Origin of the sequence: Streptomyces sp. TSRI0281 (assembly GCF_001905125.1) — a bacterium.
GTDB lineage: Bacteria > Actinomycetota > Actinomycetes > Streptomycetales > Streptomycetaceae > Streptomyces.
In genome coordinates, this window is the sequence record NZ_LWLE01000037.1 from 261,642 (window position 1) to 282,787 (window position 21,146).

The 21,146-nt window shown below is 71.0% G+C and carries 21 protein-coding genes; 6 read left to right on the plus strand and 15 right to left on the minus strand.

Going from position 1 to position 21,146, the window contains the following annotated elements:
* Window positions 1–218 precede the first annotated feature (218 nt).
* The gene (locus A6A29_RS40145) at window positions 219–2,438 is read left to right on the plus strand and encodes a terpene synthase family protein (RefSeq protein WP_073728591.1); all 2,220 of its coding nucleotides are present in this window, start codon (window positions 219–221) and stop codon (window positions 2,436–2,438) included.
* Here A6A29_RS40145 and A6A29_RS46085 read toward each other — a convergent pair.
* The 4 genes from A6A29_RS46085 to A6A29_RS40170 form a co-directional block, all read right to left on the minus strand.
* Window positions 2,420–2,677: a glycoside hydrolase family 95-like protein gene (locus A6A29_RS46085; protein ID WP_198953577.1), complete on the minus strand. Its 258-nt coding sequence runs from the start codon at window positions 2,675–2,677 to the stop codon at window positions 2,420–2,422. The genes A6A29_RS40145 and A6A29_RS46085 overlap by 19 nt on opposite strands.
* A gap of 156 nt (window positions 2,678–2,833) precedes the next feature.
* A complete protein-coding gene (locus A6A29_RS40160; RefSeq protein ID WP_241838825.1) occupies window positions 2,834–3,679 on the minus strand; it encodes a glycoside hydrolase family 95 protein in 846 nt (281 codons plus the stop codon).
* 201 nt (window positions 3,680–3,880) lie between these two features.
* Window positions 3,881–4,381, minus strand: coding sequence for a hypothetical protein (locus A6A29_RS40165; protein WP_073728595.1), 501 nt, complete (start codon window positions 4,379–4,381; stop codon window positions 3,881–3,883).
* A 172-nt stretch (window positions 4,382–4,553) separates the two neighbouring features.
* Entirely contained in the window at window positions 4,554–5,147 is a 594-nt protein-coding gene (locus A6A29_RS40170) for a CGNR zinc finger domain-containing protein (protein ID WP_073728596.1), read from the minus strand.
* A 127-nt stretch (window positions 5,148–5,274) separates the two neighbouring features.
* On the opposite strand from A6A29_RS40170, the gene A6A29_RS40175 reads away from it, so the two are divergent.
* Entirely contained in the window at window positions 5,275–5,478 is a 204-nt protein-coding gene (locus A6A29_RS40175; protein ID WP_073728597.1) for a hypothetical protein, read from the plus strand.
* Here A6A29_RS40175 and A6A29_RS40180 read toward each other — a convergent pair.
* From A6A29_RS40180 to A6A29_RS40195, 4 genes are read right to left on the minus strand one after another with little or no spacing between them, the layout of a single operon-like run.
* Window positions 5,415–6,581 (minus strand): thiolase domain-containing protein, encoded by a 1,167-nt coding sequence (locus A6A29_RS40180; RefSeq protein WP_073728598.1) that lies wholly within the window; start codon window positions 6,579–6,581, stop codon window positions 5,415–5,417. The two genes, A6A29_RS40175 and A6A29_RS40180, sit on opposite strands and share 64 nt — an antisense overlap.
* Window positions 6,574–7,626: a thiolase domain-containing protein gene (locus A6A29_RS40185; RefSeq protein WP_073728599.1), complete on the minus strand. Its 1,053-nt coding sequence runs from the start codon at window positions 7,624–7,626 to the stop codon at window positions 6,574–6,576. The genes A6A29_RS40180 and A6A29_RS40185 overlap by 8 nt, the downstream gene beginning before the upstream one ends.
* Window positions 7,627–8,583, minus strand: coding sequence for a Zn-ribbon domain-containing OB-fold protein (locus A6A29_RS40190; protein ID WP_073728600.1), 957 nt, complete (start codon window positions 8,581–8,583; stop codon window positions 7,627–7,629).
* A 15-nt stretch (window positions 8,584–8,598) separates the two neighbouring features.
* Complete coding sequence (locus A6A29_RS40195; RefSeq protein WP_073728601.1) at window positions 8,599–9,399, minus strand: crotonase/enoyl-CoA hydratase family protein; 801 nt, start codon at window positions 9,397–9,399, stop codon at window positions 8,599–8,601.
* A gap of 166 nt (window positions 9,400–9,565) precedes the next feature.
* On the opposite strand from A6A29_RS40195, the gene A6A29_RS40200 reads away from it, so the two are divergent.
* The 3 genes from A6A29_RS40200 to A6A29_RS40210 all read left to right on the plus strand — a co-directional run bounded on the left by A6A29_RS40200 (window position 9,566) and on the right by A6A29_RS40210 (window position 13,587).
* Entirely contained in the window at window positions 9,566–11,188 is a 1,623-nt protein-coding gene (locus A6A29_RS40200) for an acyl-CoA synthetase (RefSeq protein ID WP_073728602.1), read from the plus strand.
* A 147-nt stretch (window positions 11,189–11,335) separates the two neighbouring features.
* On the plus strand, window positions 11,336–12,481 hold the full coding sequence (locus A6A29_RS40205) for a right-handed parallel beta-helix repeat-containing protein (RefSeq protein WP_073728603.1): 1,146 nt from the start codon (window positions 11,336–11,338) through the stop codon (window positions 12,479–12,481).
* A 35-nt stretch (window positions 12,482–12,516) separates the two neighbouring features.
* A complete protein-coding gene (locus A6A29_RS40210) occupies window positions 12,517–13,587 on the plus strand; it encodes a methyltransferase (protein ID WP_073728605.1) in 1,071 nt (356 codons plus the stop codon).
* Between the two features lie 70 nt (window positions 13,588–13,657).
* On the opposite strand, the gene A6A29_RS40215 is transcribed toward A6A29_RS40210, so the two are convergent.
* The 7 genes from A6A29_RS40215 to A6A29_RS40245 all read right to left on the minus strand — a co-directional run bounded on the left by A6A29_RS40215 (window position 13,658) and on the right by A6A29_RS40245 (window position 18,987).
* Complete coding sequence (locus A6A29_RS40215) at window positions 13,658–13,990, minus strand: TcmI family type II polyketide cyclase (RefSeq protein WP_073728607.1); 333 nt, start codon at window positions 13,988–13,990, stop codon at window positions 13,658–13,660.
* Between the two features lie 72 nt (window positions 13,991–14,062).
* Window positions 14,063–14,542, minus strand: a complete 480-nt coding sequence (locus tag A6A29_RS40220) for an SRPBCC family protein (RefSeq protein WP_073728609.1) — start codon at window positions 14,540–14,542, stop codon at window positions 14,063–14,065.
* 1 nt (window position 14,543) lies between these two features.
* Window positions 14,544–14,801, minus strand: a complete 258-nt coding sequence (locus tag A6A29_RS40225) for an acyl carrier protein (protein ID WP_073728611.1) — start codon at window positions 14,799–14,801, stop codon at window positions 14,544–14,546.
* Window positions 14,802–14,817: 16 nt separating this feature from the next.
* Window positions 14,818–16,068, minus strand: a complete 1,251-nt coding sequence (locus tag A6A29_RS40230) for a ketosynthase chain-length factor (protein WP_073728613.1) — start codon at window positions 16,066–16,068, stop codon at window positions 14,818–14,820.
* Complete coding sequence (locus A6A29_RS40235; protein WP_073728615.1) at window positions 16,065–17,333, minus strand: beta-ketoacyl-[acyl-carrier-protein] synthase family protein; 1,269 nt, start codon at window positions 17,331–17,333, stop codon at window positions 16,065–16,067. The genes A6A29_RS40230 and A6A29_RS40235 overlap by 4 nt, the downstream gene beginning before the upstream one ends.
* Window positions 17,330–17,779: a cupin domain-containing protein gene (locus tag A6A29_RS40240; RefSeq protein WP_073728617.1), complete on the minus strand. Its 450-nt coding sequence runs from the start codon at window positions 17,777–17,779 to the stop codon at window positions 17,330–17,332. The genes A6A29_RS40235 and A6A29_RS40240 overlap by 4 nt, the downstream gene beginning before the upstream one ends.
* 89 nt (window positions 17,780–17,868) lie before the next feature.
* Window positions 17,869–18,987, minus strand: coding sequence for a TcmI family type II polyketide cyclase (locus tag A6A29_RS40245; protein WP_073728619.1), 1,119 nt, complete (start codon window positions 18,985–18,987; stop codon window positions 17,869–17,871).
* Between the two features lie 272 nt (window positions 18,988–19,259).
* On the opposite strand from A6A29_RS40245, the gene A6A29_RS40250 reads away from it, so the two are divergent.
* Window positions 19,260–20,918: an FAD-dependent oxidoreductase gene (locus tag A6A29_RS40250; protein WP_073728621.1), complete on the plus strand. Its 1,659-nt coding sequence runs from the start codon at window positions 19,260–19,262 to the stop codon at window positions 20,916–20,918.
* The last annotated feature ends 228 nt before the right edge of the window (window positions 20,919–21,146 follow it).

A 21,146-nucleotide genomic window follows, 5' to 3' on the forward strand; every position in this document is an offset into this window, starting at 1 on the left:
ATAGCACGTCAAGAGTGCCGGGGAGACGGCTCGATGAGCCACTGGACCAGACCACTGGCGGATGCTCCGACCTGCGGTTTCCCGCACTCGCCACCCACCCGCGTTTATCTGACTAATTGCCGCTGTGCGTGCCCCGGACGGCCGAGGGGTAGTGCTGGCGCGGACACCAACGGTCCGCGCGGGCGCCGCGCGGAAATCTCGGAAAGGCCGGACGCACCATGGCACAGCCCTTCTCTCTCCCGGACTTCTATGTTCCGTATCCGGCACGGCTCAACCCTCATCTGGAGGAGGCACGACGTCACACCCGTGAGTGGGCACGCGGGATGCGGATGCTGGAGGGTTCCGGCATCTGGGAGGAGAAGGACCTGGAGGCGCACGACTACGCGCTGCTGTGCGCGTACACCCACCCCGACTGCTCAGCCGAGGCGTTGTCGCTGGTGACCGACTGGTATGTGTGGGTGTTCTTCTTCGACGACCATTTCCTGGAGACCTACAAACGGACGCTGGACCGGGAGGGCGGGAAACGGTACCTGGACCGGCTGCCCGCCTTCATGCCCACGGACCTCGCCGACGGTATGCCGGAGCCGGAGAACCCCGTCGAGGCGGGGCTCGCCGATCTGTGGGCGCGTACCGTGCCGTCCATGTCGGGCGCCTGGCGGGCCCGGTTCGCCGAGAACACCGAGCATCTGCTGAACGAGTCCCTGTGGGAGCTCTCCAACATGGACGAGGGTCGGATCGCCAACCCCGTCGAGTACATCGAGATGCGCCGGAAGGTCGGCGGCGCGCCCTGGTCGGCGGGTCTGGTGGAGTTCGCGGCGGATGCGGAGGTCCCGGCCTCGGTGGCCGGATCACGGCCGCTCGGAGTGTTGCGGGACGCCTTCTCGGACGCGGTGCATCTGCGCAACGACCTCTTCTCGTACCAGCGCGAGGTCGAGGACGAGAAGGAGAACAGCAATGGTGTGCTGGTCCTTGAGAACTTCCTCGGGTGCACCACGCAGGAGGCGGCCGAGGCCGTGAACGACCTGCTGACCTCACGGCTCCAGCAGTTCGAGAACACGGCGCTCACCGAAGTCGGGCCGCTCTGCGCCGAGAAGGGGCTCACGCCCACCGAGGCTTCCGCCGTGTTCGCGTACACCAAGGGGCTTCAGGACTGGCAGTCCGGCGGGCACGAGTGGCACCTGCGCTCCAGCCGCTACATGAACGGCGGCGGGGTTCCGGCCGGGCCCGCCGAATCCGGCTGGGGCATGGCCGCCGCGTCCATCCGCCTCACTCCCCGGGCGGGGGATGCGCGCCGGCGCAGCCATACCCATGTGCCGTTCCAGCATGTCGGCCCCTCCCTGCTTCCCGACTTCGATCTCCCGTACCCCCTCACGCTGAGTCCGCATCTGGCGGGCGCCCGGAACCGGAACATCGAGTGGGCCCGGCGGACGGGCATGCTCGGCCCCTTGCCGGGCCGGCCCGGATCGCATGTCTGGGACGAGCGCCGGGCCCGCAACATCGACCTGCCGCTCTGCTCGGCCGGCATCGATCCGGACGCGACACCGGAGGAGCTGGACCTGTCGTCGAACTGGCTGACGTGGGGCACGTACGGCGACGACCTCTATCCGGTGATCTACGGGCGGGCCCGCGACCTGGCCGGGGCATGGGCGGCCAACGAGCGGCTCCGGTTGTTCATGCCGCTGGACGGGAAGCCCGTTCCCGAGCCCACCGACGCCATGGAGCGCGGGCTCGCCGATCTGTGGGCGCGCACGGCGGGGCCGATGGACGAGGCTTCGCGGCGCACGTTCCGCACGTCGGTGGACGACATGCTGGACAGCTGGCTCTGGGAGCTGACCAACCAGGCACAGAACCGCATTCCGGACCCGGTCGACTACATCGAGATGCGGCGGTTCACGTTCGGCGCGGACATGACGATGCGGCTGAGCCGGCTGTCCCACGGCGACCGGGTACCCGCCGATGTCTACCGCAGCGGACCGATCCGCTCACTGGAGAACGCCGCGGTCGATTACGCGACGCTGCTGAACGACCTCTTCTCCTACCAGAAGGAGATCGAGTACGAGGGCGAGGTGCACAACTGCGTCCTGGTCGTGCAGAACTTCTTCGGGGTCGACTACCCGACGGCCGTGTCCATGGTGCATGAGCTGATGCAGAGCCGACTGCGGCAGTTCGAGCATGTCATCGAGCACGAACTGCCGCTCCTCTATGATGACTTCGCACTCGATGCCGATGCCCGAGAGATCCTGGACACCTATGTGCTCGATCTGCAGAACTGGCTGGCCGGAATTCTGAACTGGCACCGCGACTGCGTCCGCTACGGCGAGGCGGACCTGCGGTCGGGTACGGGCGGAGCCCCGTGGCACCTCAACGGCCCCACCGGGATCGGCACTTCGGCCGCCAGGGTGATCTCCTTGCTGATGCCTCAGCCCGTGAACACGTAACGTCCGCCCGCTCGGGCCTTCATTTTCTTCTCACCACCGGTGAACAGGCCGCTGTGCAGGGTCAGTTCACCGGTGCGGCTCGCGGTGACGACGATCCGGGTGGGCTCTCCGCCCGCCCAGGTGATGTCAACGGTGACGCCGCCGCGCGCCCGCAGGCCCCGGACCGAACCGTCCGGCCAGGCGGCGGGCAGCGCGGGCAGGATCTCCACCGCTCCGTACGAAGAGGGTCCGGTGGTCACGGACATGGTCCTCGCGCAGCTTCTCGTACGAGGTCCCGGCCGCGGCGTCGACCGCTTGGGTGACGGCCCGGTGCGGGTCCTCGCCCCGGTAGGCGGGATAGCGGTCCGTGTAGTCGGTCCCGGCGGCGAGGACGAACCAGGCACTGTCGGCACCGGTCACGGTGAGGGTCCCGTCCGCCCCGGCCGTGACGCTCCCACCGCTGGTACGGACCCGGATCTGGGCCTCGAAGCGCAGCCCGTTGTCTCCTGGAGGGCGCCCCGGACGGTGAGCCGGTCCCCGGCGGCGATGGCGGTGAAGTCGCTGCGCGGCGAGGTGTAGCGCAGGGTGAGGGCGACCTGGCCGGGCCGGTCGGCCGCGAGCCGCCCGGCAAGGATCCGGCCGGGGTGGGAGGCGAAGAACTCCCGTGTGTGGTGGGCCCCTTGGTGGGTGTAGCTGACGGTGGCGAGGGCGGTGGAGAGGTCGAGTGCGCGCCGGTAGGAGGCGTCCGGCGCGGCCGGGGCGTCCCGCAGGTCGAGCAGCAGATCACCGAAGACCTGATAGGCGCCGTAGCCGCGGCGCGCCTGGCCGAGCTCGGCGGCGACATCGTCGGGGCCGAGCGAGCCGTCCCGGTCGAGGCGATCCTGGACGCCGGTGAGGGCGTCGGGCCTGGCGGCGGTCCAGTTGCCGAAGTCGTATCCCTGCGCCGATCCGGGGCCGCCGGTCCACAGGGTCTTCTCGTTGAAGGTGAGGCGTTCGGTGGCGAGCGTCCCGAAGACGCTCGCGCCGAGCGCGCCACCGCCGATGGGGAGCGACTCCCGCTCCCAGCCCGCAGCGGGGGTGCTGTACCAGAGGGTCGGTGCGGGCAGTTCCGCCGATGCGTCACGGTGGACCGCATCCGGCGATTCATCGGAGGTAACGGCTGCTGCCGCTGTTCCGGAGAGGGCCGGAACCCCTAGGGTTAGGGCGCTTGTTACGCTGGCCGCCGTCTTCACTGTGGTGCGTCGCGTCATCCCGGATGCCATGCCACAGCACCGTAAAGGTCCGACGACTGCCCGGCAAGACACCGAACGCAATGGCCCCTTGGACGGAGGTCACGGGCGCGTGGACGGAAGTGGCCGGGGAGAGGGATACGGGGCCGGGGAGCCAGGTGAATCGGGAAAACCGGCGGCCGGGGAAAGCGGAAGGCCGCCCGACGCGGTGCGGGCGGCCTCAGCAGTGACGTTTCAGCCTTGCTGGAACAGCTCCGCGGGCAGCGGCTTCAGCAGGGCGTACAGATCGTCGGTGATCGGCCGGTCCCAGCTGGCGATGGTGACGAGCACACCGTCGCTGCGGTCGAACTGCACGCATGCGATACGGCTCTCCGAGAGCTTGACCCGTCGGACGATCAGCAGATTGTCCCCCTGCATGACCGGGACGTCCTCGGTGCTCGTCACCTCGATCGGCTCGTCGTTCTCCAGGGCGAGCAGCAGCTGCGCCACCTCGAAGGGCACCTGGCCCTCCTCGGTCTCACGGGCGGGAGAGCCTGTCGGGAGGTTCCCGATGATCATGGCCGGGCCGCGTCCGCCGTAGAGGTCGTAGCGGAGGAAGACGCCCTGACAGCTCCCGTCGGGTGCGGGGAGCAGACCGGCGCCGAGGTTTCCGGGCCAGTCCCCCGGGTCCATGGCCAGGACATCGAAGTCCGGGCCCGCGGGTGTGGCGGCGCTACGGCGACGGAGGAAGGACATGCGCACATGTTACGTGTCCCGGCTCACGTTGCGGAGCCGGGCCCGTGCGGACGGCGGCCCGCGAAGGGCGGGCACTCCCGCCCGGCCGACGACGGTCGAGCCTGGTCCGGTCCCCGGCCGCGAGGGCATGCGTCGGGGCCGGACGACCTCGCTCGCCGCCGTGCGCGCGACGCTACGAGGGGGGCGTGCGGTGCCGCTCGTGGTGGCGGGCCACCCGTGCCCGGTTACCGCAGGACGGGCCGCACCATTCCTGGCGGGGGTGCTCCTTGACGAAGTAGCGCACGCATCTCGGCGCCTGGCAGGCGCGCAGGGCGGCCCGGTCGGGACCCGCGAGAAAGCGGATGGCCGCGCGGGCGAGAGCCGCGGCCGGGAGGTCCGCACCGGCGCCGCCGCCGGCGGCCGGACGGTCGTCGGCGGCGGGTTCACCGGCCTCCGGCCACGCCAGCACGGGCACGGTGGGAACGGCCGCGGCCGTGGCGTTGAGCCGTGCCAGGGCCTCGGCGACGGGGAGGAGCCGCCCGGCGTCGGCGGGGCTGGGGGCGCCGGGGCGTACGGCGTGCGCGAAGAGTGCCCGGACCGCGGCGCGCAGCGACCGTACGGCGGCCAGCGCCCGGTCGTCGGCCTCCCATGCCGCGTCGAGCAGACCGGGATGGCGGTGCAGCCATCGGGTGAGGTCCGCGGCGGTGCGGAGATCGTCGCCGACGCCGCCCTGTCCGTCGTGGCGGACGGTGAGGGCGAGATCGAGGGCGATCCGGGTGTCGGACATGGGCTAATGGTAGATCTGCGCTCACCCATTAGTTCGGGGGGTTTCCGTTCGGGGGGTCCCCGTTCGGGATTCCCTCGTTCGTGGCTTCGCCCGTTCGTGGATTCATTCGTTCGGGAGTGGGGACCGAATGGGCGAGCCGCGTCAGCTGCCGCGGGTCTTCAAGGGCTTCGAGGGCTTCGAGGGCTTCGAGGACTTCGAGGACGGGGCAGCAGCGGGGCGGGAGAGCGCGGCGGTGGCCGCCCCGCCCGCCCCGGCGGGCGCCCGGTCTCACCCGGCGGGCGGCTGTGATCCGACGAGCCACATCGAGAAGAACTGCGCCCCGCCGCCGTAGGCGTGGCCCAGCGCCTTGGTGGCCCCCGGCACCTGGTGTTCGCCCGCCCGGCCACGTACCTGCAGGGCCGCCTCGGCGAAGCGGATCATGCCGGATGCCCCGATGGGGTTGGTGGACAGGACTCCGCCCGAGGGGTTCACGGGAAGGTCGCCGTCGAGTTCGGTGGCGCCGGACTCGGTGAGTTTCCAGCCCTCCCCCTCGTCGGCGAACCCGAGGTTCTCCAGCCACATCGGTTCGTACCAGGAGAACGGCACATAGATCTCCGCGGCGTCGATCTCCCGGCGCGGGTCGGTGATCCCGGCCTGCCGGTACACATCGGCGGCACAGTCCTTGCCCGCCTGCGGCGAGACGAAGTCCTTGCCCGCGAAGAGCGTCGGTTCGCTGCGCATGGCGCCGCCGTGCACCCACGCGGGCGGGTGCGGCGAACGGGCCGCGCCGCCGCGGTCGGTGAGGATCATGGCGCAGGCGCCGTCGGAGGACGGGCAGGTCTCGGAGTAGCGGATGGGGTCCCAGAGCATCGGTGCGGCCTGGACCTTCTCCAGGGTGATGCCGGGGTCGTGGAGGTGCGCGTACGGGTTCTTGAGGGCGTTGCGCCGGTCCTTGTACGCGACCAGGGAGCCGACCGTGTCGGGGGCGCCGCTGCGGCGCATGTAGGCGCGCACATGCGGGGCGAAGAAGCCGCCCGCGCCGGCCAGCAGTGGCTGCTGGAAGGGGATGGGCAGGGAGAGGCCCCACATGGCGTTGGACTCGGACTGCTTCTCGAACGCGAGGGTCAGTACGGTCCGGTGGACACGGGCGGCCACCAGGTTGGCGGCGATCAGGGCGGTCGATCCGCCGACGGATCCGGCGGTGTGGACGCGGAGCATCGGTTTGCCCACCGCGCCGAGGGCGTCGGCGAGATAGAGCTCCGGCATCATCACCCCCTCGAAGAAGTCGGGAGCCTTGCCGATGACGACGGCGTCGATGTCCGCCCAGGTCAGACCGGCGTCGGCGAGGGCGGCTACGGCGGCCTCACGGACGAGTCCGGCGATGGAGACGTCGTGCCGGGCGGAGACGTGCTTGGTCTGGCCGATGCCGACGACGGCGACGGGCTCCTTAGGCATGAGTGCTCTCCCCTTCCAGGACGGCGACCAGGTTCTGTTGCAGGCAGGGTCCGGAGGTGGCATGGGCGAGGGCCCGGTCGGACTCGCCGCGGTGGATGCGGGCGGCGGCCTCACCGAGCCGGACGAGACCGGCGGCCATCACCGGGTTGGCGGCGAGCGCACCGCCGGAGGGGTTCACGCTGACCTCGTCCCCCAGCCCCAGGGCCTTACGGAGCACCACTTCCTGGGAGGTGAAGGGCGCGTGCAACTCGGCGGTGTCGACGGGGCGTTCGAAGGCCCCCGCACGTTCGGCGGCGAGCCGGGTGGAGGGGGAGTCGGTCAGATCCCGGACGCCGAGGCCGTGGGCCTCGATGCGGTGGTCGATGCCCCGGATCCAGGCGGGACGGGCGCACAGGGCGCGGGCAGTGTCCCCGACGGCGAGGACCACGGCCGCGGCTCCGTCGCCGACGGGCGGGCAGTCGCCGGTCCGCAGGGGCCGCACGAGATAGTCGCCCGCCGGGACGTCGCCGCTGAGCTGGGCGTACGGGTTGGCCGCCGCGTCGGTGCGACTGCGGGCGGCGACCTCGGCGAGGGCCGCCTCGTCGGCGGCGCCCGCGTCGATGAGTGCCTGGGCCTGGAGGGCGGCCAGAGCCACGGAGTCCGGCCAGAGGGGTGCGACGTAGTACGGGTCGAGCTGCCGGGTCAGGACGTCGCGGACCTCGCCGGGCGAGGACTTGCCGTACGCGTAGACCAGGGCCGTGTCGGCCTCGCCGGTCTGCAGTTTCACCCAGGCTTCGTACAGGGCCCAGGCGCCGTCCATCTCCACATGCGACTCGGAGATCGGCGGGTGGGCGCCGACGCCGTCCAGCGCCATGGTGAAGGAGAAGGCCCGGCCCGCGAGGTAGTCGCTGGAACCCGAGCAGGTGAAGCCGATGTCGCGCGCCTTCAGACCGGTCTCGCCGAGCACCTGATGGAGGACGGGCATCAGCATGTCGACTTCGGAGAGTTCGTCGGTGCGCCGCCGGTGGCCGGTCTGCGCGAAGGCGACGATCGCCACGTCTCGCATCTACAGCAGCTCCTTGTACGTGTCGTAGTCGGCGTCGGGCTCTCCGGTGGGCCGGTAGTGGTCGGGGTAGCGGCCGCCCTCGGTCCAGACGGGCTCGACGCGCAGGCCCATCCGCACCTGGTCGTACGGGATGCCGCCGATCCGTCCGTGCAGGGCGAGGTCGGCGCCGTCGAGGGCGATATGGGCGTAGACGTACGGGACTTCGATGCCGAGGTTCGCGGTGTGCGCGGCCTTGATGTTGACGACGCAGTACGTGGTGACGGTGCCGCGCGGGCCGACCTCGACCGGCTCCGCGGTGGCCACGCCGCAGGTGGGGCAGGCCCCCCGGGGCGGGACGTACACCTTGCGGCAGGAGGGGCAGCGCTCGCCGACGGTGCGCCGTTCGGCGAGGGCGTTGATGTAGGCGGTCTGGGCCCGGCCGGGGGTGTAGGTGTAGTCGAGGCGGGCCGGAGTGACGATCGTGGTGACCGGGTCGGTGAACTCGCCGCTGTGCGGGGCCGGCCGGCCGCCGTCCGCGTCGCCTTCGTACGGTTCGAAGCAGGCGATGTCGGTGATCGCGCCGGTCCGGTCGGCCGCCCAGCGGACGCGGACCCGCATCCCGGTGCGTACGGCCTCGGGTCCCGGGGCGTCGAGGACATGGAGCAGTGCGGTGTCGGCGCCGTCGAGCCGGACGAGGACCCAGGCGAAGGGGGTGTCCAGGGGCTGGTCGCGGCGGGGCGCCGGGTTCCAGGCCCAGGTGGTGACGGTGCCGGTGGCGGCGACCTCGACGAGATCGCGGATCTCCTCGGCGGTGACGGGGTCGTACTCGACGGGTGGGACGAGGACCTTTCCGTCGCCGGTCCGTACGCCCAGCACGGTCCGCTCACGCAGTCCGGTGAGGAAGGCGCTCTGCACGGGGCCGAGCGAGCGGGTGAAGGGGAATTCGACCACCAGCGGTGCGCTGAGGACTTCGGGCACGGTTGTCTCCTTGGCTCAGGCGCGCCGGTAGACGGGCGGGCGCTTCTCGGCGAAGGCGCGGGCGCCCTCCTTGGCGTCGGCGGTGTCGAAGACCGGCCAGCCGCGTGCGAGTTCGGCCGCGAGGCCGTCGGTCTCGGTCATCTCCGCGCTCTCGTAGACGGAGGCTTTGACCGCTTCCACGGCGAGCGGTCCGCAGGCGTTGATCCGCTCGGCGATCTCCAGGGCCTTCGCCAGCGCGGTGCCCTCGGGCACCACCTGTCCGACGAGACCGATGCGGGCGGCTTCCTCCGCGCTGTACGGGCGGCCGGTGAGGAGCATCTCCAGGGCGTGGGTACGGGCGATCTGGCGCGGCAGCCGCACGGTCGAGCCGCCGATGGGGAAGAGCCCCCGCCGGACCTCGAAGAGCCCGAAGGTGGCGCCCGCGCCCGCGACGCGGATGTCGGTGCCCTGGAGGATCTCGGTGCCACCGGCGACGCAGTGCCCCTCGACGGCGGCGATCACCGGTTTGCGGGGGCGGTGGTGGCGCAGCATCGCCTTCCAGTGCAGGTCGGGGTCGGCCTTCAGGCGGTCCCGGTACTGCTCACCCGCCATTCCCCCGCCCGCCAGGGCCTTGAGGTCCATGCCGGCACAGAAGGATCCGCCCGCGCCGGTGAGCACGACGGAGCGGATCGAGTCGTCCTCGTCCGCCGCGAGCCAGCCGTCGTACAGCCCGACCAGCATCGGCAGCGAGAGCGCGTTCTTGGCCTCCGGCCTGTTCAAGGTGAGCACCAGCGTGGCGCCTTCGCGCCGCGTCCCGAGATGTTCCGTTCCACCCATTGCCTGCCTCCGTCTCCAGATCCAGAACAGGTTGCAGTAGGAGGGGTCGCAGTTCAATAGTTTTCTGACAGTCAGTCAGATTTCTTCGGCGGCGCCTCTTCCCACTTGTGCCGGTCGGCGCTCTAATGACCGCCGAGTCACTCAGCACCCGGGGTCAGGAGGAACGGTGGAGTACAACCTTGCCGACCTGTTCGAGTCGGTCGTCGACGTGGTTCCGGACCGCGAGGCGCTCGTGTACGTCGACCATCCCGGCACGGGCGCGGAGCGCCGGCTCACCTACGCGGAACTGGACGCCGCCGCCAACCGGATCGCCCACCACCTGGCGGACGCGGGCGTCCGCCCCGGTGAGCACCTGGGCCTGCACCTCTACAACGGCATCGAGTACCTCCAGACGGTGCTGGCCTGCCTCAAGGCCCGCATCGTCCCGGTCAACGTCAACTACCGCTACGTGGAAGAGGAGTTGGTCTACCTCTACCGCGATGCCGATCTGGCGGCCCTGGTCTTCGACGCCGAGTTCGACGAGCGGGTCGCGATCGCCGCGCCGCAGGCCGGGAAGCTGCGCCATCTCGTGCGGGTGGGGGAATCCGCCGAGGGCTCCCCGGGGCCGGAAGCCGTCGCGTTCCCGGACGCCGAGGCGTCCGGGTCCCCCGGCCGGGGGTTCGCGCCGCGCTCGGGCGACGACCAGTTCATCATCTACACCGGTGGGACGACGGGCATGCCCAAGGGCGTGATGTGGCGCCAGGAGGACCTGTTCTTCTCCGGGCTCGGCGGCGGCGCGCCGACCGGTGAGCCGGTGGAGTCCCCGCAGGAGCTGGCGGAGCGGGTGGCCGCGGGCGGCGACGGGATCACGTTCTTCCCCACTCCCCCGCTGATGCACGGCACCTCCACGCTCACCGCGTTCATCGGCTTCAACTTCGGCCAGCGGATCGTCGTCCACCGCAAGTTCGTCCCCGACGAGGTGCTCCGTACGATCGAGAAGGAGAAGGTCACCAGTGTGTCGCTGGTCGGCGACGCGATGCTGCGGCCGCTGATCGACTCGCTCAGGGGGCCGCTCAGGGGCACGGACTGCTCGTCGATGTTCTCCGTCTCCAGTTCCGGGGCGATCATGTCGGACTCGGTGCGCGCGGAGTTCCAGGCACTGGTGCCGACGGTGATGCTGCTCAACAACTTCGGCTCGTCGGAGTCCGGCTTCAACGGCACCGCGACGGCCGATTCGGGCCCGGACAAGGGATTCCGCCTCCGGGTCAACTCCCGTACGGAGGTGGTCGATCCGGCGACGTACGAGCCGGTGGCCCCTGGTGAACCGGGGCGGATCGCACAGCGCGGGCACGTACCGCTCGGCTACTACAACGACCCGGGGAAGACCGCGGAGACGTTCTTCCGCCGGGGCGAGGAGCGGTGGGTGCTGCTCGGTGACATGGCGACCGTCGACGAGGACGGCATCGTCACCGTCCTCGGGCGCGGATCGCAGTGCATCAACACCGGGGGCGAGAAGGTCTATCCGGAGGAGGTCGAGCAGGCGCTCAAGGCCCATCCGGATGTGTACGACGTGCTGGTGGCCGGGGTGCCGGACGAGAGGTGGGGCAACCGCGTGGCGGCCGTGCTCCAGCTGCGCGAGGGAGCCGGTCCGCTGGACCTGGCGGCGGTGCAGGCGCACTGCCGCACCCGGCTGGCCGGTTACAAGATCCCCCGCAGCGCCGTCTTCACCGACCGGATCCAGCGCTCACCGAGCGGCAAGGCGGACTACCGGTGGGCCCGCTCGGTCGTCGCGCCCCCGCCGGGCCGCTGAGCCGAGCGGGCGGCGGAGGTGAACGGCCCGCGTACCCCCGTTCGGCCGAGGGGGTGCCGGGCCCCGGAGTAAGCCATTCAGGGACCCCGTGTATCCATCCGCTCACCCTGTGTGGCAGAGGGGGCTGATCCCCCATACCTTCGGTTCATGAGGACAAGAAACATCACATGTCTGGCGGCCGTGGCCGTCATCACCGCGACGGGACTGGCCACGGCCCTCCCCTCCTCCGCGACCACCGCGCACGACCACCTTGTGGTCCGTCCCGGGGAGTCGATCCAGCAGGCCGTGGATGCCGCGCGGCCGGGCGACACCGTCGTCGTCCTGCCCGGCACCTACCGGGAGAGCGTGCTGGTCACGACGCCGGACCTGACCCTGACCGGGTCCGGGGACCGGACCGTGATCATGCCGGGGACCACGGCCGGGGGATCCGCGGGGACCACGGCCGGGGGATCCGCGGGGACCACGGCCGGGGGATCCGCGGGAACGGCGGCCGGGGCGACCGTCAACGCCTGCGCCAAGGGCGGCAACGGAATCTGCGTCATCGGTACGTCGGCGAAGCCCGTCGGCGGAGTCCACATCCGCTCGCTGACCGTCTCGGGCTTCGACAAGAGCGGCATCTGGGGCTCGTGGACCGACCGCCTGAGCGTCCACAAGGTGACCACCGAGAAGAACGGCACCTGGGGCATCGCCCAGGAGAGGTCCACCCGGGGCGCGTTCCGGAGCAACACCGCCCGCGACAACGGCGACGCCGGGATCTTCGTCGCGAACACGGTCGACGAGGAGGACGGGGCCACCGACACACTGGGCACGGACATCCGGGACAACCGGCTGACCGGCAACCGCATCGGCGTCACCGCCCGGCGGGTCAGGAACCTCGCGATCGACGACAACACCATGACCGGCAACTGCAGCGGCGTGTTCGTCGTGGGCGACGAGTCGAAGCCCAAGGCCGGCGCGATGACCGTGCAGGACAACCGCATCGTCGCGAACAACAAGTTCTGCCCCGAGACCCCCCGGCTGTCGGCCATTCAGGGAACCGGCATCGTCCTCACCGGCAGCGAGAGCACCGTCGTGCGCAACAACCTGGTCCAGGACAACGTGGGCGCCACACCGCTCTCCGGCGGCATCGTCCTGTTCAAGAGCTTCGTGGGCGCCCCGAACACCGACAACGCCATCAGCGACAACGTGGTGCGGGACAACCGGCCGGCCGACCTCGCCAACCGGGACACCGGGACGGGCAACACCTTCACCCGCAATGAGTGCGGGACTTCCGAACCCGCGGGGATGTGCTGAAACATGTCCCCCCGCACCAGGAGAATCGAGGCGGTATGACCACCGTGAGCCCCAACCCGGCGCCCACCCCGGCGCCGCCCCCCACCCCCACCCCCGGCCCGCCACCGGCCATGCGGCTCAGGGAGCTCGCCTTCGGGGCCGCCTGCGCCGCGGCCGTACGCGCGGCCGCCCGGCTGGGCGTCGCCGACGCGCTCGGCGAATCGCCCACCACCGCGGCGGACCTCGCGAAGGCGGTGAAGACCGAGACCCTGCCGCTGCAACGGCTGCTCCGCGCCCTGTGCTGCTACGGGATCTTCAGCGAGACCGAGGACGGGGCGTTCGTCCACACGGACATGTCCCGGCTGCTGCGCGAGGACGACCCCCACAGCCTCCGGTACATCTCCCTGTGGTGCACGGAGCCCTGGACCTGGGAGGTCTGGCCACGGCTCGACGACGCGGTACGGTCCGGCACGAGCGTCTTCCCCGAGGCGTTCGGCAAGGGGTTCTTCGACTACCTCCACCAGGACGCGGCCGAGTCGGCCCAGGTGTTCAACCGGGCCATGACCACGTCCAGCAAGCAGTCCGCACTGGACGTCGCCGAACTCCTCGACCTGACGGGGGTGTCCGTGGTCGCCGACATCGGCGGCGGCCAGGGCCATGTGCTCGCGAGTCTGCTGGACAAGCACCCGGAGGTCCGCGGCACCCTGCTCGATCTGCCCGGCGTGGTGGCCAGGGCCGACGACCGGCTGCGCGACGGCGGCGATCTCGCCGGCCGGGCGGACATCGTCGCCGGTGACTGCCGCGAGAACATCCCCGTGGAGGCCGACCTCTACATCATCAAGAACATCCTCGAATGGGACGACGAGAGCACCCGCAGGACCCTGCGCAACGTGGTCGCTGCGGCCAGGCCGGGCGCCCGGGTCGTGATCATCGAGAACCTCGTCGACGACACCCCCTCCATGCGGTTCACCACGGCCATGGACCTGCTGCTGCTGCTCAATGTCGGCGGCGCCAAGCACTCCAGGGAAAGCCTGGTCGGCCGGATGTCGGATGCCGGGCTGATCATCGGTGAGATCCGTCCGGTCAACGCGTATCTGCACGCGTTCGAATGCGTCGTCCCCGGGTGAGACCACCCTCGGGCGCACGGAAACGCCCCGGGTCCGGTGCAGACACCGGACCCGGGGCGTTTCCGTGCGCTCAGACAGCGCCGTCGCGCTGCCACCGGTAGAACTCCTGGGCCATCGCGTCCTTCGGACCGCGCCAGGTCTGCGGGTGGTAGGGGCTCACGAAGGCGGTCAGCCGGTCGCTGAGGTCCTTGAACTCCGGGTGCTGCGTCACCTTGGCGATCTCCGGGCCCGGCGGCCGGTCGGATTCGATCAGGTGCATATACACATCGCCGAACTGGAACAGCGTGCGCCGGTTGACCCCGACGAGGTGCGGCAGTTCGGTGTTGTCGGAGGCGGAGAACAGTGCCGCGATGTCCGGCGCCGACTCCGGCGCCATACGGGCGACGATCAGTGCGTGGTGCATCGAAGGGTGCCTTTCTGGGGCCGGCCCCGCACTCCGCCGCGGCGGAGTGCGGGGCCGTGGACGGGCGGGAGGTCAGCCTGCCGTGACCGAGGCGGCACGCCGCTCCCGGTCACGCTGCTCGATCTTGTCCCGGATGAGTTCCATCTGGACGCGGGAGTTGCGGTTGATGTTGTCGGTCATCCACTCGTCGTCGACCGGCGCGTCGGGCCGCATCGCGAAGTCCTGCTTCCAGTGCATCTTCGTGCCGCCGGGGACCTCGGAGTACTCCCACCGGATGTCCATGTGCTGGAACGGGCCCGGCTCGACGCGGCGGGCCACGACGTTGCGCCCGGCCCGGTCGGTGGTCCGCTCCGAGACCCAGCTCCAGACCTTCCCGTTGTCGTCGGGGTGCATGGTCAGCCGGAAGGTCGTCTTCTCGCCCTTCCGCTCGATCACCTCGACCGCCGCGTACTCGCTGAACAGCCGCGGCCATTCCTCCAGGTTGTTCGTCACGTCCCAGACAAGGTCCAGGGGGGCGGCGATGGTGATGTCGTTCTCGGTGTGTCCGGACACTTCAGGCTCCTGTCACGAGGCTGCTGTTGACGAGGTCGAGGAACTCCCGGGGCGAGGTGCACCGGTCGGCGTCGGCCGGCAGCGGTACGCCGTACCGGTTCTCCAGCGCGGCGACGATGCCCAGGAGACCGAGCGAGTCGAGACCGAACTCGTCGAAGACGGCGGCCGGCCGGCTCTCCATCTCCTGGGGGTCGACGGTGAGGCCGGCGCCGTTCTTCATCAGCACGGCGAGTTCCTCGTAGGTCAGTTGAGTGGTCATCAGTGGCTTCTCCTTCTCATGCGAGGGGACCGTCGAGGTGTCGCAGCACCAGCGCCGCGTTCGACCCCATGAGCCCCCGGCTCAGCACCAGCGCCGTCCGCAGTTCCGCGGGGCGTGCGCGGCCGGTGACCACATCGAGGTCGTGGCACACATCGAAGACGTTGGGAGTGGGCGGGATCAGGCCGTGCTCCATGGCCAGCACCGCGGCGGCCGTGTCCAGCACGGGCGCGCCACAGTAGGCGCGCCCGATGCCGGTCTTGGGCGCCGTCACCGGTACGCGCCGTCCGTGCGCGCCCAGGGCATCGGCGATGGCCAGGGCCTCGGCGCGGTCGGCCGCCGGTACGCCGAGCGCGTCCGCGAAGACGACGTCGATCTCCTCGGGTGCGCAGCCGGCCTCCGCCAGCGCGTCGCCGATCGCCCGCGCCAGGCCGTCCCGGGACTGCTCCCAGCGGGACGCGCCGGTGAACGTCGCGGCGTGACCGGCCAGTTCGGCCCGGACCCGGGCTCCGCGGGCGAGGGCCACCGTCTCGTCCTCGACCACGAGCATGGCACCGCCCTCGGCGGGCACGAACCCGCAGGCGTCCGCGGTGAACGGACGGTAGGCGCGCGCCGGGTCCTCGCAGGTGCTGAGGTCCTCGTAGCCGAGCTGGCAGACGACCGAGTACGGGGCCAGGGGTGCCTCGGCCGCACCGACGACGACGGCGTCCGTGCCGCGGTGGATGGACCGGGCCGCGTGCATGAGCGCGTCCAGACCACCGGCCTCGTCGCTGGCGACGACCGCGCACGGCCCCTTGAAGCCGCCGCGGATCGAGATCTGCCCCGTGCTGGCGGCGTAGAACCAGGCGATCGACTGGTAGGGGCCGACATAGCGGGAGCCCTGGCCCCACAGCCGTTGCAGCTCGCGCTGCCCGAACTCCCCTCCGCCGGAGCCGGCCGCGGTCACCACGCCCACGCCGTACGGCGCGTCCTCGTAGTCGGCCCGGCCGAGCCGGGCGTCGTCCAGGGCGAGGTCGGCCGCGACCATCGCGAAGTGTGTGAACCGGTCGGTCTGCACCAGGTACCGCTCTTCGACGAGGGCCACCGGATCGAAGTCCCGGACCTCGCCCGCGACCCGCAGCGGCAGGTGCTCGCAACCCTCGCGCGACACCCGGTCCAGCACGCTGACGCCTTCCTGCGTCGTCTTCCAGAAGGCGCCGGCGCCTGTTCCGTTGGGGGCCACGACGCCGATGCCGGTGACGACCGGCCGCCGTGCCTGTGAGGTGTTCATGGGGTCCTCCCTCCGGATCGGGTCAGGGCCACCGCGGACTGGAATCCGCCGAACCCGCTGCCGACCGAGAGAACGCTGCGCAGTTTCATGGGACGCGCGACGCGCGGCACGTAGTCGAGGTCGCACTCGGGGTCCGGCGTCTCGTAGTTCGCCGTCGGGGGCACCGTCTGATGGACCAGGGCCAGCACACAGGCCGCTATCTCTATCGCCCCGATGGCGCCGAGCGAGTGCCCGACCATGGACTTGATGGAACTCATCGGCACCTTGTAGGCGTGGGAGCCCAGGGCCCGTTTCACCGCGGCCGTCTCGTGCCGGTCGTTCTGCTTGGTGCCCGAGCCGTGCGCGTTGACGTAGTCGATCCGTGAGCCGTCGATCCGGGCGTGGCCGAGGGCCGTGTCGATGGCGCGGGCCATCTCCAGCCCCTCGGGAGTCAGCCCGGTCATGTGGTAGGCGTTGCCGAAGGTGGCGTAGCCGACGATCTCGCAGTACACGGTCGCACCACGGGCGCGGGCGTGTTCCAGCTCCTCCAGGACGAGTACGGCTCCGCCCTCGCCCATCACGAAACCGTCCCGGCCCGCGTCGAACGGCCGGGAGGCGTGCTCCGGGTCGTCGTTGTTCGCCGAGGTCGCCTTGATGGCGTCGAAGCAGGCCACCGTGATGGGGGTGATCGGCGAGTCGGACGCCCCGGCGAGGCACACGTCGACGCGGCCCTCCTCGACGGCGTGGAAGGCGTATCCGATGGCGTCGAGGCCGGAGGTGCAGCCCGTCGAGACGGTCTGCACCGGGCCGTGCGCACCGACCTGTTCGGCCACCGCGGAGGCGAGGGAACTGGGCGAGAAGGCCCGCTCCAGATGCCGGCCCGCCGGACGGGGGTCGACGTCCCAGCGCGCGCCGGACTCGCTGACGGCGACGTAGTCGTGTTCGAGGCGGGTGGTGCCGCCGACCGCGGTGCCCATCGAGACCCCGATACGCCAGGGATCGCCCTTCTGGGGGTCCAGTCCGGCGTCGCCGAGCGCCTCCGCGGCGGCCACCAGCGCGAACTGGACGTACCGGTCCGAGCGGGCGATCTCTTCCTCGTCCAGTCCGTGCGCGACGGGATCGAAGTCGCACTCGGCGGCGATCCGGGAGCGGAAGCCCGTCGGGTCGAAGAGCGTGATGCCGCGCGTCGCGGTGCGGCCGGCCGCCAGGAGGTCCCAGAATGCCTGCGCGCCGATCCCACCGGGGGCCACGACGCCGACTCCGGTGACCGCCACGCGCCGGTTCATGAAGCCGCCCCGGTTCGTTCTGGCGGCGCTCCCCGCTCTTCGGACCTGCCGTCGACCGCGCCGGTGTCCTCGGTGTCCACGTGCCCGAGTTCGGGGCGCGGCGCGAGCGGGCCGAGGTGGAAGACCATGCGCGCCTCCACGTCGCCCACGTTGCGGAAGCGGTGCCGCACATGCGGGGGGATCAGCAGTCCCTGGTCGGCCCGCATGGAGTGCGGTTCACCGTCGAGGTCCACCTCCAGCAGGCCGTGCACGACGTACACGAACTCCTCGGAGTACGGGTGGTAGTGCTCGCCGATGCGATCGCCCGGCTGGATCAGGGCCAGGCCCATGAAGCCGCTGGTGGCGCCCACCGCCGTGGGGGTGAGCATGGCGCGCAGGTCGCCTCCGCGCCTGCGGTTGGGCTGCGTCTCGCTGAGGTCGACGATGCGAGGCCGGAACGTGGTCATGAATGCTCTCCTCCAGGCGCTTTGTGCGTGTTGGGCGGGCAACACCGGGGGCATTCCCCGGAGTTGCCGTTGCGTTGCCGGTACGTCGGTCAGGACTCCGTGGCCCGTCGATCGGTGATCAGACGCATTTCGGACCGGGCGAGGAAGCGCGCGGCCTCCTCGTCGTTCGTCGGCACGGCGTTCGCGCCGCCGTCCAGGAGACGCCCCAGCACGGCCGCCTTGCGCAGGCCCTCGATCCCGAGTGCCTGCGCGGGCCGCGCGTCGAGCGGGCCGCCCACTTCCAGGAGCCGGACGACGACGTCGTCGCGCTGGAAGATGGTGCTGCTGTCGATGGGGCTCGCGTGGTCGTCGGCGGCTTCCTCGTCCTGCCCGGCCAGGAGCCGGGCCAGTGCCATGCCACAGCCGTCCTTGGCCTGGTAGAACAGCGCGTGCCGCCGGACGTCCTCGGGCTTCTGCCGGCCCGCCGTCACGTGGTGCACGGTCGGCAGGGCCGCCCGGGTGAAGAACATCCGGGCGGAGTCGGGATCGCTGAGGTCGCGGTCCTGCTCCAGATAGGGATTGATCGCTTCCTCGACGGCCCTGACCTCGGGCTGGCGGGACACATGGCGCAGCGCCGCCAGCAGGTCGCCCTCGACCTCCACGGCCCGTACGACACGGTTGCCGTGCATGAAGAGGGAGGTACGGCGCAGTCGGGTGGTCTCGTCGACGCGTGCCCTCGGGGAGTCGTAGTCGGCCAGGATCTTGGCGACCGCGTCCTCGCTGCCGGGCTTCACGGTGAACGTGAGGGCGTGGCGTACCACTCCGTCGCCCAGGCGGGGCGCGGACTGGAGGCGTCCCTTGGCCGGCTCGGGAGCGGCAACGACGGTTTTGCTGGTCTCGCGCAGGATGCTGAAGCGCAGGGACCGGGTGTCGCGTACGCAGCCGTGCAGCGGCTGGACCGTCTCGACGTGCTCCTCGCTGTTCACCCAGGCGAGGAAGGGCGGTGCGCTCTCCCATTCGCTGGTGATGAGCCACTGCGAGGGGTTCTCGATGGACTGGCACAGCTGGTCGCTGATGTGTCCGGGGACGGATGCCACCTGGTTGCGCAGGTGCTCGTACGCCTCCAGGAACTGCTTCTGCGCTCCGTCGTGCAGATCCAGCAGCAGCACGACCCTGAGCCTTGAACCGTCGAAGGCGGACTGTGATATCCGTTCCGAGAGGGTGGTCATCTTTCGCTCTCCTTCGAGACGGTGCGGCGGCCACCTCCGTGGCCCTGCGTCAACCGTCGATGTCCAGTGGAGTTTCAGCGCGGGGCCCCGCCCGACCGCTGGTGTGTGCCATCCACCCGCGCATCGCGGGCATCGTTCTCCCACTGATCCTGGAACGCTGGTACGGCTGGTGCGAGATTTATGAACCGTTCAGGTGAGCCGACGTCCGAACCGCTCGGAACAAGGGCATGGAACCTGCATCCGCACGGCGTCCGAGCTGGAGCAATCAACTGATGAACGAGAACGTCGACCTCCGCGTACCAGTCCTCATCGTGGGCGGCTCCCTGGTGGGCCTGTCCGCCTCACTCTTCCTGGGACGGCTCGGCGTCGAGCACGTGCTGGTCGAGAAACACGCGGCCACCTCGACCCATCCACGTGGGCGGGGCAACAACGTGCGCACGATGGAGGTCTTCCGGGTCGCCGGCGCGGAGCCGCTGATCCGGGACGCCGCTTCCGTCCTCGCCGACAACCACGGCATCCTGCAGGCGTTCTCGCTGACCGGCGGCGAGGAGGAGTGGCTGTTCAAGGAGATCGACCCCGGTGGCGCGCTCGCCCGCTTCAGCCCGAGCGGCTGGTGCCTGTGCAGCCAGAACGACCTCGAACCGGTGCTGCTGGACCACGCCCGCGAACAGGGCGGTGACCTGCGGTTCTCCAGCGAGATGATGTCCTTCGTCCAGGACGGTTCAGGGGTCACCGCGGTGGTGAAGAACCGCGAGAGCGGTGAGCACACCATCGTGCGCGCGGACTACCTCATCGCGGCCGACGGGCCGCGCAGCCCGATCCGGGAGCAGTTGCGTATCGGCCAGTCGGGTCCCGGTGACCTCTTCCACAACGTGAGCGTGACCTTCAGGTCCCGGCGGCTCGCCGCGGTGGTGGGCGAGCGGCGCTTCATCGTCTGCTATCTGACCAACCCCGAGGCGGACGGTGCGCTGCTGCCGGTGGACAACGAGGAGAGCTGGGTCTTCCACGCGCCCTGGCACCCCGACCGGGGCGAGACGCTGGAGGACTTCACCGACGAGCGGTGCGCCGAGCACATCCGCCGGGCGATCGGCGACCCCGGTCTCGATGTGGAGATCACCGGCAAGGCGCCGTGGCACGCCGCCGAGCGGGTCGCCGAGCGGTATGTGTCCGGGCGGGTCTTCCTCGCCGGGGACTCGGCCCACGAGATGTCCCCCACCGGCGCGTTCGGCTCCAACACGGGTATCCAGGACGCGCACAACCTCGCCTGGAAGCTGGCCGCGGTGCTCGACGGCTCGGCGGGACCCGGACTGCTGGAGACCTACGGCACGGAGCGCCTGCCCGTGGCGAGGGCGACCAGCGCACGCGCCTCGGCCCGCTCGGGAGAGCACAGCCACCCCGGCTACGCACCCACACCGGACGCGGGCGGACCGGACGCCGGCGGTCCCGGCGGCGGAAGGAAGGGCGGGATGCTTCCGGTCGTACTGGGCTACCGCTATGTCCACGGTGCCGTGGTGGACGCGGACCCCGACGGTCCGGTGGTGCCCGAGGGCATGCGGCTGGCGGGGGAACCCGGGTCGCGGGCACCGCATCTGTGGGTGCGCCGGGCCGGCGAGCGGGTGTCCACCCTCGATCTCTACGAACGGTCCTTCGTACTGCTGAGCGATGCCGGGGACACGGCGTGGCGCGCCGCTGCCGCGCGGGTCGCCGGCCGGCTGTCCGTCTCCCTGGACGCCCTCGGCATCGGGGCGGGAACGGGCTCCGATCTCAAGACCGAGGACGGGACCGACTGGGCCCAGGCACACGGCGTCACCGCGGAAGGTGCCGTCCTGGTGCGCCCCGACGGCTTCGTGGCCTGGCGGTCTCCGGGCCCCGTGCCGGACCCGGAGGCGACCCTGCACGAGGTCCTCGACTCCGTTCTGTACAGGACCTGATCGCTCTCGCCCGAACCGGCGTACGCGGCGGATCGGTTGGCAGCCAGGAGCAGGACGGCGGCCTCCTCGGCGCGGAGTGCCGGTTCGGGCGAGCCCGAACCGGCCGCTGTCGCGATCGCGCCCCCGGAAACCGCATCGCGGTGCGCTTCGCCTCCATCAGCAACACGCCCTTGGCGCCGCCGGAGCGTCGGCCGGTCATCCACCGTGCACCCCCCTTGCCATGGTCGC

Excerpts from the sequence above, each read along its gene's own strand:
- A6A29_RS40145 (WP_073728591.1), top strand. The coding sequence starts at position 219 with ATGGCACAGCCCTTCTCTCTCCCGGACTTCTATGTTCCGTATCCGGCA.
- A6A29_RS40160 (WP_241838825.1), bottom strand. The coding sequence starts at position 3,679 with ATGGCATCCGGGATGACGCGACGCACCACAGTGAAGACGGCGGCCAGC.
- A6A29_RS40165 (WP_073728595.1), bottom strand. The coding sequence starts at position 4,381 with ATGTCCTTCCTCCGTCGCCGTAGCGCCGCCACACCCGCGGGCCCGGAC.
- A6A29_RS40170 (WP_073728596.1), bottom strand. The coding sequence starts at position 5,147 with ATGTCCGACACCCGGATCGCCCTCGATCTCGCCCTCACCGTCCGCCAC.
- A6A29_RS40175 (WP_073728597.1), top strand. The coding sequence starts at position 5,275 with ATGGGCGAGCCGCGTCAGCTGCCGCGGGTCTTCAAGGGCTTCGAGGGC.
- A6A29_RS40180 (WP_073728598.1), bottom strand. The coding sequence starts at position 6,581 with ATGCCTAAGGAGCCCGTCGCCGTCGTCGGCATCGGCCAGACCAAGCAC.
- A6A29_RS40185 (WP_073728599.1), bottom strand. The coding sequence starts at position 7,626 with ATGCGAGACGTGGCGATCGTCGCCTTCGCGCAGACCGGCCACCGGCGG.
- A6A29_RS40195 (WP_073728601.1), bottom strand. The coding sequence starts at position 9,399 with ATGGGTGGAACGGAACATCTCGGGACGCGGCGCGAAGGCGCCACGCTG.
- A6A29_RS40205 (WP_073728603.1), top strand. The coding sequence starts at position 11,336 with ATGAGGACAAGAAACATCACATGTCTGGCGGCCGTGGCCGTCATCACC.
- A6A29_RS40210 (WP_073728605.1), top strand. The coding sequence starts at position 12,517 with ATGACCACCGTGAGCCCCAACCCGGCGCCCACCCCGGCGCCGCCCCCC.
- A6A29_RS40215 (WP_073728607.1), bottom strand. The coding sequence starts at position 13,990 with ATGCACCACGCACTGATCGTCGCCCGTATGGCGCCGGAGTCGGCGCCG.
- A6A29_RS40225 (WP_073728611.1), bottom strand. The coding sequence starts at position 14,801 with ATGACCACTCAACTGACCTACGAGGAACTCGCCGTGCTGATGAAGAAC.
- A6A29_RS40230 (WP_073728613.1), bottom strand. The coding sequence starts at position 16,068 with ATGAACACCTCACAGGCACGGCGGCCGGTCGTCACCGGCATCGGCGTC.
- A6A29_RS40235 (WP_073728615.1), bottom strand. The coding sequence starts at position 17,333 with ATGAACCGGCGCGTGGCGGTCACCGGAGTCGGCGTCGTGGCCCCCGGT.
- A6A29_RS40240 (WP_073728617.1), bottom strand. The coding sequence starts at position 17,779 with ATGACCACGTTCCGGCCTCGCATCGTCGACCTCAGCGAGACGCAGCCC.
- A6A29_RS40245 (WP_073728619.1), bottom strand. The coding sequence starts at position 18,987 with ATGACCACCCTCTCGGAACGGATATCACAGTCCGCCTTCGACGGTTCA.
- A6A29_RS40250 (WP_073728621.1), top strand. The coding sequence starts at position 19,260 with ATGAACGAGAACGTCGACCTCCGCGTACCAGTCCTCATCGTGGGCGGC.